This is a genomic window from uncultured Pseudomonas sp., assembly GCF_943846705.1.
Taxonomy (GTDB): domain Bacteria; phylum Pseudomonadota; class Gammaproteobacteria; order Pseudomonadales; family Pseudomonadaceae; genus Aquipseudomonas.
In genome coordinates this window covers 1,195,514-1,210,035 of sequence record NZ_OX044366.1, presented here as the reverse complement: position 1 = coordinate 1,210,035, position 14,522 = coordinate 1,195,514, and the positions used below count along the sequence as shown (strand labels likewise).

11 protein-coding genes are annotated in these 14,522 nt (G+C 63.0%); 6 read left to right on the top strand and 5 right to left on the bottom strand.

The window, feature by feature from the left end; all coding sequences use genetic code 11:
* Nucleotides 1-8: 8 nt before the first annotated feature.
* The 3 genes from rsmB to def are packed head-to-tail and all read right to left on the bottom strand — an operon-like array spanning nucleotide 9 to nucleotide 2,824.
* On the bottom strand, nucleotides 9-1,322 hold the full coding sequence (rsmB, locus tag Q0V31_RS05830; RefSeq protein ID WP_298185534.1) for a 16S rRNA (cytosine(967)-C(5))-methyltransferase RsmB: 1,314 nt from the start codon (nucleotides 1,320-1,322) through the stop codon (nucleotides 9-11).
* Complete coding sequence (gene fmt / locus Q0V31_RS05825) at nucleotides 1,319-2,263, bottom strand: methionyl-tRNA formyltransferase (protein WP_298185531.1); 945 nt, start codon at nucleotides 2,261-2,263, stop codon at nucleotides 1,319-1,321. Before fmt ends, rsmB begins: the two co-directional genes overlap by 4 nt.
* Before the next feature lie 54 nt (nucleotides 2,264-2,317).
* A complete protein-coding gene (gene def / locus Q0V31_RS05820; protein ID WP_170050285.1) occupies nucleotides 2,318-2,824 on the bottom strand; it encodes a peptide deformylase in 507 nt (168 codons plus the stop codon).
* Between the two features lie 152 nt (nucleotides 2,825-2,976).
* Here def and Q0V31_RS05815 point away from each other — a divergent pair, with 152 nt between their 5' ends.
* The 3 genes from Q0V31_RS05815 to Q0V31_RS05805 all read left to right on the top strand — a co-directional run bounded on the left by Q0V31_RS05815 (nucleotide 2,977) and on the right by Q0V31_RS05805 (nucleotide 5,915).
* Complete coding sequence (locus Q0V31_RS05815; protein ID WP_298185528.1) at nucleotides 2,977-4,002, top strand: LysM peptidoglycan-binding domain-containing protein; 1,026 nt, start codon at nucleotides 2,977-2,979, stop codon at nucleotides 4,000-4,002.
* A gap of 85 nt (nucleotides 4,003-4,087) precedes the next feature.
* Nucleotides 4,088-5,191 carry a DNA-processing protein DprA gene (gene dprA / locus Q0V31_RS05810; RefSeq protein ID WP_298185526.1) on the top strand — a complete coding sequence of 368 codons (1,104 nt, stop codon included), beginning with the start codon at nucleotides 4,088-4,090 and terminating at the stop codon, nucleotides 5,189-5,191.
* A 166-nt stretch (nucleotides 5,192-5,357) separates the two neighbouring features.
* A complete protein-coding gene (locus Q0V31_RS05805) occupies nucleotides 5,358-5,915 on the top strand; it encodes an L-threonylcarbamoyladenylate synthase (RefSeq protein ID WP_298185523.1) in 558 nt (185 codons plus the stop codon).
* 97 nt (nucleotides 5,916-6,012) lie between these two features.
* Here Q0V31_RS05805 and Q0V31_RS05800 read toward each other — a convergent pair whose 3' ends face one another.
* On the bottom strand, nucleotides 6,013-6,990 hold the full coding sequence (locus Q0V31_RS05800) for an NADPH:quinone reductase (protein WP_298185520.1): 978 nt from the start codon (nucleotides 6,988-6,990) through the stop codon (nucleotides 6,013-6,015).
* Between the two features lie 186 nt (nucleotides 6,991-7,176).
* Between Q0V31_RS05800 and hemF the strand changes: the two genes are divergently transcribed.
* The 3 genes from hemF (at nucleotide 7,177) to Q0V31_RS05785 (ending at nucleotide 9,740) form a co-directional block, all read left to right on the top strand.
* Nucleotides 7,177-8,094: an oxygen-dependent coproporphyrinogen oxidase gene (gene hemF, locus Q0V31_RS05795; RefSeq protein WP_298185517.1), complete on the top strand. Its 918-nt coding sequence runs from the start codon at nucleotides 7,177-7,179 to the stop codon at nucleotides 8,092-8,094.
* A 190-nt stretch (nucleotides 8,095-8,284) separates the two neighbouring features.
* On the top strand, nucleotides 8,285-9,109 hold the full coding sequence (gene aroE / locus Q0V31_RS05790) for a shikimate dehydrogenase (protein ID WP_298185514.1): 825 nt from the start codon (nucleotides 8,285-8,287) through the stop codon (nucleotides 9,107-9,109).
* Nucleotides 9,110-9,113: 4 nt separating this feature from the next.
* Complete coding sequence (locus Q0V31_RS05785) at nucleotides 9,114-9,740, top strand: class I SAM-dependent methyltransferase (RefSeq protein WP_298185512.1); 627 nt, start codon at nucleotides 9,114-9,116, stop codon at nucleotides 9,738-9,740.
* 193 nt (nucleotides 9,741-9,933) lie between these two features.
* On the opposite strand, the gene Q0V31_RS05780 is transcribed toward Q0V31_RS05785, so the two are convergent.
* Nucleotides 9,934-13,980 (bottom strand): bifunctional nitrate reductase/sulfite reductase flavoprotein subunit alpha, encoded by a 4,047-nt coding sequence (locus Q0V31_RS05780; RefSeq protein WP_298185509.1) that lies wholly within the window; start codon nucleotides 13,978-13,980, stop codon nucleotides 9,934-9,936.
* Nucleotides 13,981-14,522 lie beyond the last annotated feature (542 nt).

Genomic DNA, 14,522 nt, shown 5'->3' with positions numbered 1-14,522 from the left:
TCTGTTCCTCAGCCGCGTGGGGCGGCAGCGATTTTCATCAGCTTGGCATAGTAGAAGCCATCATGGCCGTCTACTTGCGGGAATAGCTGGCGACCGTGGGCGGTCTTGTGACCGAACGTCCCGGCAATATCCAGCTCACGAGCACCAGGGGTGCGGGCGAGGAAGGCGGCGATGTTCTCGCTGTTCTCCGCCGGCATCACCGAGCAGGTGGCGTAGAGCAGGATGCCGCCGACTTCCAGGGTTTGCCACAGCGCGTCGAGCAATTCGCCCTGCAGCTGCGCCAGCGCGGCAATGTCGTCGGGCTGGCGGGTCAGTTTGATGTCGGGGTGACGGCGGATAACTCCGGTGGCCGAGCACGGTGCGTCGAGGAGGATGCGCTGGAACGGCTTGCCGTCCCACCAGGCGGCCAGATCACGGCCGTCGGCGGCGATCAGCTCGGCTTCCAGGTTCAGGCGCTTGAGGTTCTCGCGCACCCGTACCAGACGCTTTTCTTCCAGATCCACCGCGACCACGCCAGCCAGCGCTGGTTCGGCTTCGAGCAAATGACAGGTCTTGCCACCGGGGGCGGCGCAGGCGTCGAGCACGCGCTGGCCGGGCGCCAGGTCGAGCAGTTCGGCGGCCAGTTGCGCCGCCTCGTCCTGCACGCTGACGCGGCCTTCGGCAAAGCCTGGCAGCGTGGTGACATCGCAGGCTTGCAGCAGGCGAATGCCGTCGCGGCTAAAGGCACAAGGCTCGGCTTCGAAACCAACGCGGCGCAGTTCCGCCAGGTATTCATCGCGGCCACCAAGGCGGCGATTGACCCGCAGAATCAGCGGCGGATGGGCGTTATTCGCCGCGCAGATGGCTTGCCACTGCTGCGGCCACTGGGCTTTCAGGGCTTTCTGCAGCCAGCGCGGGTGCGCAGTGTGCAACACCGGGTCGCGGTCCAGGCTGGCGATAATGCTTTCGCTGTCACGCTGGGCATTGCGCAGCACGGCATTGAGCAGGCCTTTGAGCGAAGGCTTCTTCAGCTTGTCGATACAGGCCACGGTTTCGCCGATGGCCGCGTGCGCTGGAATACGGGTGTAGAACAACTGATACAGGCCGATCAGCAGCAGCGCCTCAACATCGCGGTCGACCGCCTTGAACGGTTTTTGCAGCAACTGCTCGGCAATTAATGCCAAGCGTGGCTGCCAGCGAGCGGTGCCAAAGGCCAGGTCCTGAGTCAGGCCGCGATCGCGCAACTCAACCTTATCCAGCAACGGCGGCAGGCTGCTGCCCAAAGAGGCTTTGCCATTGAGTACCACGGCAAGGGCACGGGCGGCGGCGAGACGCGGGTTCATTGGCCGAGCACCAGGCCGACAGCGAACTGCTCGCGACGGCTGTTGTACAGGTCACTGAAATTCAGCGCTTTGCCGCCCGGCAGCTGCAGGCGTGTCAGGCGCAGCGCGCCAGTACCGCAGGCCACGGTCAGCCCGGACTTATCGGCGGCAAGTATGGTCCCGGGCGCACCACTGCCCTCGCCCAGCTGCGCCGCATGCACTTTAAGGGCTTCGCCGTTTAGCGTGCTGTGGCAGATCGGCCACGGGTGGAAAGCCCGTACCAGGCGCTCTAATTCAACGGCTGGGCGGCTCCAGTCAAGCCGCGCCTCATCCTTGTTGAGCTTGTGCGCGTAGGTGGCCAGGCTGTCGTCCTGCACCTGACCTTGCAGCGAGCCCGCGGCCAGGCCGCTAATGGCGTCAATCACCGCCTGTGGACCGAGCGCAGCCAGGCGATCATGCAAGCTGCCGCCGCTGTCGTCAGCGCTGATAGGCGTGCTGACTTTCAGCAGCATCGGCCCGGTGTCCAGGCCCGCTTCCATTTGCATCACGGTGACGCCCGACTCGCCATCGCCGGCTTCGACCGCCCGCTGAATCGGCGCGGCACCGCGCCAGCGCGGCAACAAGGACGCATGACTATTAATACAACCCAGGCGCGGGATATCGAGCACCACTTGCGGCAGGATCAGGCCATAGGCGACCACCACCATCAGGTCGGGCTTGAGCGCCGCCAGCTCGGCTTGCGCCGCCGGATCACGCAGGGTCTGCGGCTGGTACACGGGGATGGCGTGTTGCAGGGCAAGTTGTTTGACTGGGCTGGGCGTGAGTTTCTGCCCGCGACCGGCCGGACGGTCTGGCTGGCTGTACACCGCAACGATCTGGTGGGGCGTGTCGAGCAGGGCTTTGAGGTGTTCGGCGGCGAATTCCGGGGTACCGGCAAAAACAATACGCAGAGCTTCAGTCATGGGGACTCACTAAAGAAAAAGGCTTGCCGCAGCAAGCCTTTGTAATGGAGCGGTTCAAGCCTGCTGGCGATGTTGCTTTTCCAGCTTCTTCTTGATGCGGTCGCGTTTGAGATTAGACAGGTAATCGACAAACAGCTTGCCGTTGAGGTGGTCGCACTCGTGCTGGATGCACACCGCCAGTAGGCCTTCGGCGATCAGCTCGTAGGGCTGGCCGTCGCGGTCCAAGGCCTTGATCTTGACCTTTTGCGGGCGGTCGACGTTCTCGTAGAAGCCCGGCACCGACAAGCAGCCTTCTTGGTACTGATCCATTTCTTCGGTCAGCGGTTCGAACTCGGGGTTGATAAACACCCGCGGCTCGGACTTGTCTTCGGACAGATCCATTACCACCACGCGTTTGTGCACGTTGACCTGGGTGGCCGCCAGGCCAATGCCGGGCGCGTCATACATGGTTTCAAACATGTCATCGATCAGCTGACGCAAGGCGTCGTCGACCACGTCCACCGGCTTGGCGATGGTGCGCAGGCGCGGATCGGGGAACTCGAGGATATTTAGAATCGCCATATGCGTTTGTGATGCACTTGTGGAATAAAGTCAAAATCCGCTGCTAAGATGATGAGCAGCATTGAAAAACGGCTTCACGCCGCAGCACGACTGGGTTTTGTCGCGGCGCTAGGGCGCTCCACGTGAAGGCACATAATAAAGGGATTCACCGCATGAGGAAATCACTACTCGCCCTGCTGCTAGTTGCGGCAAGTGGCTTGGCCCAGGCCGCCGTGCAACTCAAGGACGGTCACCCAGACCGTTATACTGTGGTCAAGGGCGATACCCTCTGGGATATTTCCGGGAAATTCCTCAGCCAACCGTGGAAGTGGCCAGAAATCTGGCACGCCAACCCACAGGTGGAAAACCCTCACCTGATCTACCCGGGCGACCTGCTTAGCCTGGTCTACGTTGATGGTCAGCCCCGACTGATGCTTAACCGCGGCGAGTCGCGCGGCACCATCAAGCTGTCGCCGCAGATCCGCAGTACGCCGATGGCCGAGGCGATTCCGGCGATTCCGCTGGAGGCGATCAACAGCTTCCTGCTGAGCAACCGCATTGTGGATAAGCCCGAGCAGTTCTTGGGCGCGCCGTATATCGTTGCCGGCAACGCCGAGCGCGTGGTCAGCGGTGCTGGTGATCGCGTGTATGCCCGTGGTGTCTTTGACGAATCAGCGCCAGCGTATGGCATCTTCCGTCAGGGCAAAACCTACACAGACCCTGAAACCAAGGAATTCCTCGGGATCAACGCCGACGATATCGGCTCCGGTCAAATTGTCGCCGAGGAAGGCGACGTCGGCACCATGCTGCTGACCCGTTCGACCCAGGAAGTACGCCTTGGCGACCGCTTGTTCGCCACCGAAGAGCGGGCGATCAACTCGACCTTTATGCCGAGTGAGCCGGAAAGCGAGATCAACGGGGTGATCCTCGATGTGCCGCGCGGCGTGACCCAGATTGGTCAGTTCGACGTGGTGACTATTAATAAGGGCGTCCGCGATGGTCTGAAAGAAGGCCATGTGTTGGCAATCTACAAGACGGGCGAAACCGTACGTGACCGCATAACCGGTGATTCGGTGAAAATCCCGGATGAGCGTTCGGGATTGATGATGGTGTTCCGTACCTATGACAAGCTCAGTTATGGCCTGGTATTGGGTGCTTCACGCTCGCTTGAGCTGATGGACAAAGTACGTAACCCGTAACACCGAAAGCCCCGCGAATGCGGGGTTTTTTATGCCGCTCCTTCCCTGGCCGCCCATGCGGCGCGACTGATCAAGGATGATCCGCATGTCGCAACCCTCCGCTATTTCCCCCGCCGAACTTGAAGCCCGTCTGCGCCTGCACTGCCTGCCGGAGCTGGGCCCCCGGCGTTTTCGCAAATTACTCAGTGCGTTCGGCAGCGCGTCTGCTGCACTCAGCGCGCCCGCCAGCGCCTGGCGTTCGCTGGGTTTGCCACAGGCGTGCAGTGACGCGCGGCGCAGCGCGGCAGTGCGTGAGCGCGCCGCGCACAGTCTGGCCTGGCTGGAGGGCCAGACGCAGCACCTGCTGATGTGGGACGAGCCGATTTATCCCGGCTTGCTGGCCGAACTGGTGGACGCACCGCCGCTGCTGTTTGTGAATGGCGATCCGACGCTACTGGAGCAGCCGCAGCTGGCCATGGTCGGCAGCCGGCGTGCTTCGCGGCCGGGTCTGGATACTGCGCAGAGTTTTGCCCGCAGCCTGGCCGGTGGCGGCTTTGTGGTTACCAGCGGCTTGGCGTTGGGCATAGATGGCGCTGCGCATCAGGGCGCACTGGAGGCAAACGGCAAGACGGTGGCGGTGCTTGGGACTGGTTTGCAGTGTCTGTATCCGGCGCGGCACAAGCAGCTGGCGACGGATATCGTGGCGCAGGGTGGCGCGTTGGTCTCGGAGTTCCCCTTGGACTGCCCGCCGCATGCCAGCAATTTTCCGCGGCGTAACCGCATTATCAGTGGCCTGTCGGTGGGCGTGCTGGTGGTAGAAGCCAGCCCGTCCAGTGGTTCGCTGATCACTGCCCGCCTGGCCGCCGAGCAGGGCCGCGAGGTGTATGCGATCCCCGGATCAATTCACCATCCTGGTGCGCGCGGTTGTCATCAGCTGATCCGTGAAGGCGCGACGCTGGTGGAAAGTATTGAGGATATCTTGCAGGCCCTGCGCGGCTGGCAGGTGCAGCCGCGCACAAGCTCCTCGTGCAAGCCTGAGCCGTCCAGTCATCCCTTACTGGCCTTGCTGCATGCGGCGCCGCATAGCAGTGAGGCGCTGGTGGCGGCCAGTGGTTTGCCATTGGCCGAGGTTCTGGTCGCGCTAACGGAACTGGAGCTGGATGGCCGCGTGGCCTGTGAAAATGGCCATTGGGTGGGCCGTGCGCCTTAAATTCGGCTCAAGGGTTACCGCAGATCGTCTGGTTCGCTAGGTACTTTGCTGCCACCGCGTTTGCGTGCTGACTAACGCAGCGCCGTAGAGAACTCTCGTTCGTCAGGCCTTGTACCGGCTCTTGGCTTGGATACACTGCCCGCCAGGCTTTAGCGGAGAGCAATCAATGGTCAGCAACTGGCAAATACAACAGGCCGCACGGGTCGTGCGCAATGGCGGGGTGATTGCCTATCCGACTGAGGCGGTATGGGGGCTGGGCTGTGACCCTTGGAATGACGAAGCCGTAGAACGCTTACTGGCGCTGAAGGACCGGCCCGTACACAAGGGGCTGATTCTGGTGGCGGCGGATATCGAGCAGTTCGACTTTCTCCTTGAGGACCTTCCGGAAATCTGGCTGGCGCGGCTGGCCGGTAGCTGGCCGGGGCCGAATACCTGGCTGGTGCCGCATCAGAACCGTTTGCCCGAGTGGATCAGCGGTCAGTTCAGCAGCGTGGCCCTGCGCGTCAGTGATCATCCACAGGTACGCGCCCTCTGCCGGTTGACCGGGCCGCTGGTTTCGACCTCGGCGAATCCGGCCGGACGGCCCTCTGCGCGTAGTCGTTTGCGCGTCGAGCAGTACTTCCCTGGGCAACTGGATCAGGTGCTCGGTGGCGCGTTGGGCGGGCGTAAGAACCCCAGCCTGATCCGCGACCTGATCACTGGGGATGTGATCAGGCCATCCTGAAGGCTGCCCGCGCCTCTGCATGGTGGGTTACGCGATGCCCGGGCACCTCACGGGATGCACGTTTTGTGGAAGCATCACTAACCCACCCTACGGATTTTTACGGCAGCAGAATGGTCGAGCCGGTGGTTTGCCGCGCGCTCAGGGCGGTTTGCGCCAGCGCCGCATCCTTGAGGGCATAGCGGTTGCTGATGTCCACCTGCAGCTGACCGCTGCTGATCATCGCAAACAGCTCGTCGGCCATGCTTTGCAGGCGCGTCGGTGTATCGGCGTAGCCCGCCAGAGTCGGCCGGGTGACGAACAGCGAGCCCTTTTGCGCAAGGATGCCCAGGTTGACCCCGCTGACTGCGCCAGAGGCATTACCGAAGCTGACCAGCAAACCACGTGGGGCGACGCAATCCAGCGAGGTTTCCCAGGTGTCCTTGCCGACGCCGTCATACACCACCGGGCACTTCTTGCCGTCAGTTAGTTCGAGTACGCGCTGGGCAACGTTCTCATGGCTGTAGTCGATGGTTGCCCAGGCACCCTGCGCTTTGGCGCGCGCGGCTTTTTCGGCGGAGCTGACGGTGCCGATTAGCTTGACCCCCAGGGCCTTGGCCCATTGGCAGGCCAGCGAGCCGACGCCGCCGGCGGCAGCATGAAACAGAATGGTTTCACCGCCTTGCAGGGCAAAGGTTTGCCGTAGCAGGTACTGCACGGTCAGGCCCTTGAGCATCACCGCTGCGGCCTGCTCGAAGCTGATCGCATCCGGCAGTTTCACCAGCTTGTCGGCCGGCAACACATGCAGTTCGCTGTACGCGCCCAATGGACCGGTGGCATATGCGACCCGGTCGCCGACCTGAAAGCCACTAACGGCCGAGCCCACGGCTTCGACGATGCCCGCCCCTTCGGTACCCAGCCCGGCCGGCAGGCTGGGTGGTGCATACAGGCCACTGCGGAAATAGGTGTCGATAAAGTTCAGGCCAATCGCCTGGTTCTGCACCCGCACTTCATGGGGGCCGGGGGCGCCTGGCTGATAGTCGAGGTAGTCGAGTACCTCGGGGCCACCGTGGTGGCTAAATTGAATACGCATGGGCATTGTCGGGCTCCTCAACGATTGAATAGTTGGATCATGCACGTGCAGGCGCAAGAGTGCCGCTATCCAATCGTCTGCATTGACTGGCGTCAACTGCGAGGTGGTGAGTGCAAATGTTATGCTTGCCGCCGATTTCGCCGCTCAGTCCCTATGTGGCTGAGCCGCTTTACCTGCTTTCAAGGTGCCGCCGTGAGTGACCGTACTGAGGCCGTCAAAGCCTATTTGCTGGACCTGCAAGACCGTATTTGTTCAGCCCTGCAAGCCGAAGACGGCGGTGCCGAATTCTTTGAAGATGCCTGGCAGCGCCCGGCTGGCGGCGGTGGGCGTACGCGGGTGATGGAGAACGGCGCGCTGATCGAAAAAGGCGGGGTAAATTTCTCCCACGTGTTTGGTGACAGCCTGCCGCCGTCGGCCAGCGCCCATCGACCCGAATTGGCCGGTCGCGGCTTTGAAGCCCTCGGCGTGTCGTTGGTGATGCACCCGGAAAACCCTTACGTGCCAACGTCTCACGCCAACGTGCGCTTCTTCAGCGCCGAGAAGGAAGGTGAAGAACCGGTGTGGTGGTTCGGCGGCGGTTTCGACCTGACGCCCTATTACGGCAATGAAGAAGATTGTGCGCATTGGCACCAGGTCGCTCATGACGCCTGCGCGCCCTTCGGTGCCGAGGTGTACCCGAAGTTCAAAGCCTGGTGTGACCGCTATTTTTACCTCAAGCACCGTGACGAGCCGCGCGGTATTGGCGGGCTGTTCTTCGACGATGTGAATCAATGGGACTTCGACACCAGCTTTGCCTTTATGCGCGCCATTGGCGATGCTTATTTGGCCGCCTACTTGCCCATCGTGCAGCGTCGCAAGCTGACCCCTTACGGTGAGCGCGAGCGTGAATTTCAGGCCTTCCGCCGCGGTCGCTATGTCGAGTTCAACCTGGTGTTCGACCGCGGCACCCTGTTTGGTTTGCAGTCCGGCGGGCGTACCGAGTCGATCCTGATGTCGTTGCCGCCGCATGTGCGTTGGGGCTACGACTGGAAGCCCGAGCCGGGCAGCGAGGAAGCGCGCTTGACCGACTTCTACCTGACCGACCGCGACTGGCTGGCACTGGCGCCCTAGACCGTAGGATGGGTTAGCCGCCGAGCCGTGCTTGCAGTCGGCACGCGGTTTGGGCGGCGGCGTAACCCATCACTGCGTTGCGCCTGCTGACGTCATGTCGGGTTACCCGGCGAGTTAAAGCATCGTCGCTGTTGCGCACGTATTCGCCGCCCAACCTACGCAGCATATTGATCAATACAAAGGATGCTCCATGGACCGTTACGGTGTATTTGGCAACCCCATCGGCCACAGCAAGTCGCCGCTGATTCATCGTCTGTTCGCCGAACAATCCGGTGAGCTGCTGAGCTACGAGGCCTTGCTCGCGCCGCTGGAGGACTTCCCTGGCTATGCCCGCGAATTCTTCGCCAGCGGTCTGGGCGCGAATGTCACCGTGCCCTTCAAGGAGCAGGCGTTTGCCCTGGCCGATAGTTTGAGCGCGCGCGCCCAGCGTGCTGGTGCGGTGAATACCTTGAAGAAGCTCGCCGACGGCAGCCTGCACGGTGACAACACCGACGGCGCTGGCCTGGTACGTGATCTGACAGTCAATGCCGCAGTGTCTCTCAAGGGCAAACGCATCTTGCTGTTGGGCGCGGGCGGCGCGGTGCGCGGGGTGCTGGAGCCGTTGCTGGCCGAGCAACCCGCCGCGCTGGTGATCGCCAACCGCACCGTGGCCAAAGCCGAACAGCTGGCCCGTGAATTCGCCGATCTGGGGCCAGTGGTCGCCAGTGGTTATGACTGGATCGATGCGCCGGTGGACCTGATCATCAATGGCACCTCGGCCAGCCTGGCGGGTGATGTGCCGCCGATTGCGCCAAGCCTGATCGAGGCACAGCACACGGTCTGCTACGACATGATGTATGGCAAAGAGCAGACCGCGTTCAACCGCTGGGCCGCTGAGCATGGCGCGCGGCAAACCCTGGATGGCCTGGGCATGCTGGTCGAGCAGGCGGCGGAAGCCTTCGCGCTGTGGCGTGATGTGCGCCCCGCCAGTGCGCCAGTGCTGGCCGAGTTGCGGCGCTTACTGGCTGAGGCTTAGCGCCATGCGATTAAGCCCAGATGAACTGGTGCAGATCAGCGCGCTGACGGTGCGCCATTATCAGGATTGCGCGGAAGACTTTCGTGCTGGCACCCGCGATCACGATGTCAGCCAGAATATCGCCGCTCTGCTGACGCACATCCAGGCGACGGCTCCTTACCAGATTCTTGATTTCGGCTGTGGTCCGGGGCGTGACCTGCGCACTTTCAGCTCGCTGGGCCATACGGCGGTTGGTCTGGACGGTTGTGCGCGCTTTGTCGAGATGGCGCGCACCGACAGCGGCTGCGAAGCCTGGCAGCAGGACTTTCTCGCCCTCGATCTGCCGCCTGCGCGCTTCGACGGGGTGTTTGCCAATGCCGTGCTGTTCCATATTCCCAGCCAGGAGTTGCCACGGGTGTTGAGGCAGTTGCATGCCACGCTCAAGCCGGGCGGGGTGTTGTTCAGTTCCAACCCGCGTGGCGACAATCAGGAGGGCTGGAATGGCGATCGCTATGCCGCCTATTACGACCTGGCCACCTGGCGTGTGCTGCTGACGGCCGCCGGCTTCAGCGAGTTGCAGCATTACTACCGCCCGGCGGGTTTGCCGCGCGAGCAGCAGCCCTGGTTGGCCAGTGTCTGGCGTAAGGCTTGAGCGTTGTAGGGTGGGTTAGCGGTGCCAAGCGCAGGGCGATTAGACACCGCCACCGTGGCGCAGCGTGTAACCACCAGGCAATCTCCCGTGTTGCGCCGATGGTGGGTTACGGCGCAACGGTTCTTGTGGGGCTACCGCTATCGGTAACGTGCGCCTAACTCACCCTACGAGAGGCCGTTTAACCGCAGGCCGACTAGTACACATCGCGCAGGTAGCGCTTTTGTTCGGCCAAGTGCCGAATATGCGCGGCGGCCTGCTCTTCGCTTAAGTGGCCGTGCTGGCGCGCGACATCACGCAACGCCTGATCAACGTCCTTGGCCATCCGGCTGGCATCCCCACACACATACACCTGGGCACCGTCCTGCAGCCAGCGCCAGAGTTCGGCGCCCTGCTCGCGGATGCGCTGCTGCACGTAAATCTTCTGCGCCTGATCGCGGGAGAAGGCCAGGCTGAGGTGGGTCAGCAGGCCGTCGTGCTGCATCGCGGTCAGCTCGTCGCGGTAATAGAAATCGCTGGCGGCGTGCTGCTCGCCAAAGAACAGCCAGTTGTTGCCGGTATCACCGCGCGCCCGGCGTTCTTGCAGGAAGCCACGAAACGGCGCCACGCCGGTGCCGGGGCCGATCATGATGATTGGCACAGCGCCGTCTTGCGGCACTCGAAAGTGTTTATTGGCCTGCACAAATACCGGCACTTCGGCGTTATCCACGCGGTCGGCGAGGAAGGTCGAGGCCACGCCCTTACGCTTGCCATAGCGCACCGCCGACACAGTCAGGTGCACTTCGTCGGCATATTCCTTGGAACTGGAAGCGATGGAGTACAGCCGTGGTTGCAGGCGCTTGAGGCTGCCCAGCAGTTCGTCGGCGCTGTAGTCGCTTGGGCAGGCTTGCAGCACGTCGGCCAGTTGCCGGCCCCACAACCAGTCCTGCAGCTCAGCCTTGCGCTCAGCGAGCAGGCTGCGCAGCTCGGCGTTACCGCTGCGCTGCGCCACCAGCGCCAAGGCTTCGTTGCTCGGCTTTGCAATTTCGTAGTGGCGGCTCAGTGCCTCGCGCAATGGCAGCTCACCGACCTTGGCCACGTTGACCAGTTGTTCGCCGTCCAGACGCGCCAGTTTGATCACCTCCTCGACCAGCTCCGGGCAATTGCGCGGCCACACGCCGAGCGCGTCACCAGCCTCATAACGCAGAGCGGATTCGCCCAGTTGCAGGGCGAGCAGGCGCGTGTCCTTGCTGGCCCCGTGGCTGTTCAGGCGCAGGTTAAGGGCCAGGCGCGCGGCATGGGGCTGCGCTTTGCTGGGCTGCGCTGAAGGGGCCGGCGGGGTCGGCGCCTGCTGTTGGCCGGCTGCTGGGCTGAGCAGCGGCAGCAACTCGGTTAGCCAGGCAGCTGCGGCATCATCGAAGTCACTGTCGCAGCTCAGGCACGGGCGTAATGGTGTGGCACCCAGTTCGCTCAGGCGTCGGTCGAGGTTATTGCCGTGTTGGCAGAACTGTTCGTAGCTGGAGTCGCCGAGCGCCAGCACGGCATAACGCAGGTTCTCCAGTGGAGCGTTATGGGTCCGTAATGCCTCCCAGAAGGTGTGGCCGTTATCCGGCGCTTCGCCGTCGCCAAAGGTGCTGCTCAGCAACAGTACGGAGCCGGCGCTGGCCAGCTGCTCCAGCGGATAATCGGCCATGCAGCTGAACGTCACGCTGAACCCGGCTGCGCCCAGATGGCTGGCAAATTGTTCGGCTAATGCTTCTGCATTGCCAGTCTGCGAGGCCCACAGCAGCGTGATGGCTTGGCCCTGAGCCGGCGCTGTGGCAAGCGGCTCGCTGCGGCTGAACAGGCCGGCGAGCATGCCGTCCAGCCACAGCCGGGTGGTATCGGCCACTGGGGCGTGGGCAGGCAGGCAGGGCACGCCGCCATCCGGGTTGTTGTGCAGCGCGCTGATAAAACCGGCCATGTAGGTGCGTTCGCGTTCACTCAGCGCCGGTGGCGCGGCGAGGTCGACGCCGAGTAACTCAGCACAGGCGGCGAGGCGTGACATCTGTGGTGCCTGGCTCGCTGGCGAGGTTTCGCCGGCCGGGCTATCGAGACGCTGGTGGGCGATCAGCTCAACCCGGCGCAGGCTGACGGCGCAGAACTTGAACTCTGGCTGCTGCGAAATCGCGTCGACGGCATCGCTGGTGACGGCGTTGATCGCCAGGTTGTCGCCGTAGACATCGTTCCAGTGAAAGGGCGCAAAGCAGCCGCCGGGCAGCACGCGGTCGCTGATTTGCACCGGCAGCACGGCATGGCCGCGACGCGAGCGGATTTCCAACGAGTCCTGCTCACCCACGCCGAGGGCTTTGGCGTCGGCCGGGTGCACCTCGATAAACGGGCCGGGGTTGAGCTTGTTCAGTGTGGCGATCTTGCCGGTCTTGGTCAGCGTGTGCCACTGGTGCTGCAGGCGCCCGGTATTGAGCACAAAGGGGTAGTCGGTATCGGGCATTTCCGCCGGATCCAGGTGCGGGCGGGCAAAGAACTGCGCCTTGCCGCTGGGCGTGGCAAAGGCGATGCGCGGCTGGCTGCCGTCGGCATGGGTTATTAAGGTTTGGCTGCGGCCGTCGTTGAGGTAGCGAAGTGGCTGACGCTCTGCCGCGTCCTCGCTTGGGCAGGGCCACTGCAGGGGCGTCTGGCGTAGACGCGGGTAGCTGGCCCCGCGAAGGTCATAACCGGTCTTGGGGTTATGGAAGCGCTTGATCTCATCGAACACCTGCTCAGCTGAGCTGTAGCTGAAGGCCTCGGCAAAACCCATGGCGCAGGCCACCTCGGCGATGATCCGCCAGTCAGCCATGGCCTCGCCGGGCGGCTCGACCGCTTGCGGCATCAGCGTCAGGTTGCGTTCGGAATTGATCATCACGCCTTCGGCTTCGGCCCACAGCGCGCCGGGCAGGAGAATGTCGGCATAGCGGTTGGTTTCGGTCTCAAGAAAGGCGTCCTGGGCGATCACCAGTTCAGCGGCCTTGAGCCCGGCGATCACGCTGGCGCGGTTGGCCATGCTCGCCACCGGGTTGGTGCAGATGATCCAGCAGGCTTTGACCTTGCCTGCCGCCATGTCCTCGAACAGCGCCACGCTGCCGCCACCCACGCGGGTGTGCAGGGTGCCGTGGGGTAGGCCCCAGATGTCCTCGACGAAGGCGCGGTCTGCTTCCACCAGCACGCTGCGCTGGCCGGGCAAGCCGGGGCCCATGTAACCCATCTCGCGGCCGCCCATGGCGTTGGGTTGGCCGGTGAGGGAAAACGGCCCGCTGCCGGGGCGGCAGATCTTGCCGGTGGCCAGGTGCAGGTTGCAGATCGCGTTGGTGTTCCAGGTGCCGTGGGTGCTCTGGTTGAGGCCCATGGTCCAGCAACTCATCCATTCGCCGGCGGTGCCGATCCACTGCGCGGCCTGACAAATGTCCGCCTCGCTCAGACCGGTGTGCGCGGCGACATAGGCGGGGGTGTATTCGGCGAGAAAGTCCGGCATGACCTCCCAGCCTTCGGTGAACTGGGCAATAAAGGCCGGATCGGTATGGCCATTTTTGTGCAGCAGGTGCAGCAGGCCGTTGAGCAGCAGCAGGTCACTGCCCGGTTTGATCTGCAGAAACAGGTCGGCCTTGTCCGCCGTGGCGTTGCGCCGTGGGTCGACCACAATCAGTTTGGCCCCGGCCTTGAGCCGATCCAGCAAGCGCAGAAACAGGATCGGGTGGCAGTCGGCCATATTGCTGCCAATCAGGAAAAACACCTCGGCGCGCTCGAAGTCCTCATAGGAGCCTGGTGGGCCGTCGGAGCCCAGCGATAACTTGTAGCCGCTGCCGGCGCTGGCCATGCACAGGCGCGAGTTGGACTCGATCTGGTTGCTGCCAATAAAGCCCTTCAGCAGTTTGTTGGCCAGGTACTGCGCCTCCAGCGACATTTGCCCGGAGACGTACATTGCGATGGCGTCCTGGCCATGTTCGTCGAGGATGGCGCGCAGCCGAGTGGCGGTGGCGTGGATGGCCGCGCTCATGTCGATTTGTCCGGGGTCGCGCTCACGCTCGCTGCGCAGGTAGGCGTGGCTCATCCGGCCTGGCGCGGTGATGGCCTGGGCGCAGGTGGTGCCTTTGGTGCACAGCCGGCCGAAGTTACTCGGGTGCTGCTTATCACCGAGCACTTTGCGCACCGCGCCATTTTCCACCTGCATGACGATGCCGCAGCCAACGCCGCAATAGGGACAGACACTCCGAACATTGTTGTTTGCCACGCCACTCTCCTGAACCGTAAACGCAAAACGCCATGGCACCCTCCGTCGTAACGGGAGTGACACGGCGTCTTTGTCGTGGATGGGCAATCGGCGTTGATTACCTGTAGAGGGCTATAGCAAGGCACGCGCCAGTCTGTCCTTTCGCCGCCGAAGCCCCCGCCGGGCTTGGCCTGAAGGATTTACCCAGGGTACTGAAGGCGCTGCGCGGGGCGATTCATAATGGGGCGTAGTGCGGCAGGCTGCCTCTTTTTGGGTCTTTATCGCACCGCTGTTCATGGCCTCTTGTGTGTCACAGCCCGCTGCTTGGCGGGCTACAGCGCACTGTACGCAAACTGGCACAAGCGCTGCATACGCTTACCCGAGCCCGCCACATGCGGGCCACCCATTCGATCAACGGCGATCGGCAGCCTTATTAGGCAATGGGCAGCAGGTGCCACTCGCAGGCACCGCATAGAACAGGCAAAGGCGCCTGAAACCGCAAGGTTTCAGGCGCCTTTTTTATTGCCGCAGAAAAACCTGATGAGCTTCGGCCGGGAAACGTC

What these genes read in the sequence shown, in the direction of transcription:
- rsmB (WP_298185534.1), bottom strand. Translation starts at nt 1,322, where the DNA reads ATGAACCCGCGTCTCGCCGCCGCCCGTGCCCTTGCCGTGGTACTCAAT.
- fmt (WP_298185531.1), bottom strand. Translation starts at nt 2,263, where the DNA reads ATGACTGAAGCTCTGCGTATTGTTTTTGCCGGTACCCCGGAATTCGCC.
- def (WP_170050285.1), bottom strand. Translation starts at nt 2,824, where the DNA reads ATGGCGATTCTAAATATCCTCGAGTTCCCCGATCCGCGCCTGCGCACC.
- Q0V31_RS05815 (WP_298185528.1), top strand. Translation starts at nt 2,977, where the DNA reads ATGAGGAAATCACTACTCGCCCTGCTGCTAGTTGCGGCAAGTGGCTTG.
- dprA (WP_298185526.1), top strand. Translation starts at nt 4,088, where the DNA reads ATGTCGCAACCCTCCGCTATTTCCCCCGCCGAACTTGAAGCCCGTCTG.
- Q0V31_RS05805 (WP_298185523.1), top strand. Translation starts at nt 5,358, where the DNA reads ATGGTCAGCAACTGGCAAATACAACAGGCCGCACGGGTCGTGCGCAAT.
- Q0V31_RS05800 (WP_298185520.1), bottom strand. Translation starts at nt 6,990, where the DNA reads ATGCCCATGCGTATTCAATTTAGCCACCACGGTGGCCCCGAGGTACTC.
- aroE (WP_298185514.1), top strand. Translation starts at nt 8,285, where the DNA reads ATGGACCGTTACGGTGTATTTGGCAACCCCATCGGCCACAGCAAGTCG.
- Q0V31_RS05785 (WP_298185512.1), top strand. Translation starts at nt 9,114, where the DNA reads ATGCGATTAAGCCCAGATGAACTGGTGCAGATCAGCGCGCTGACGGTG.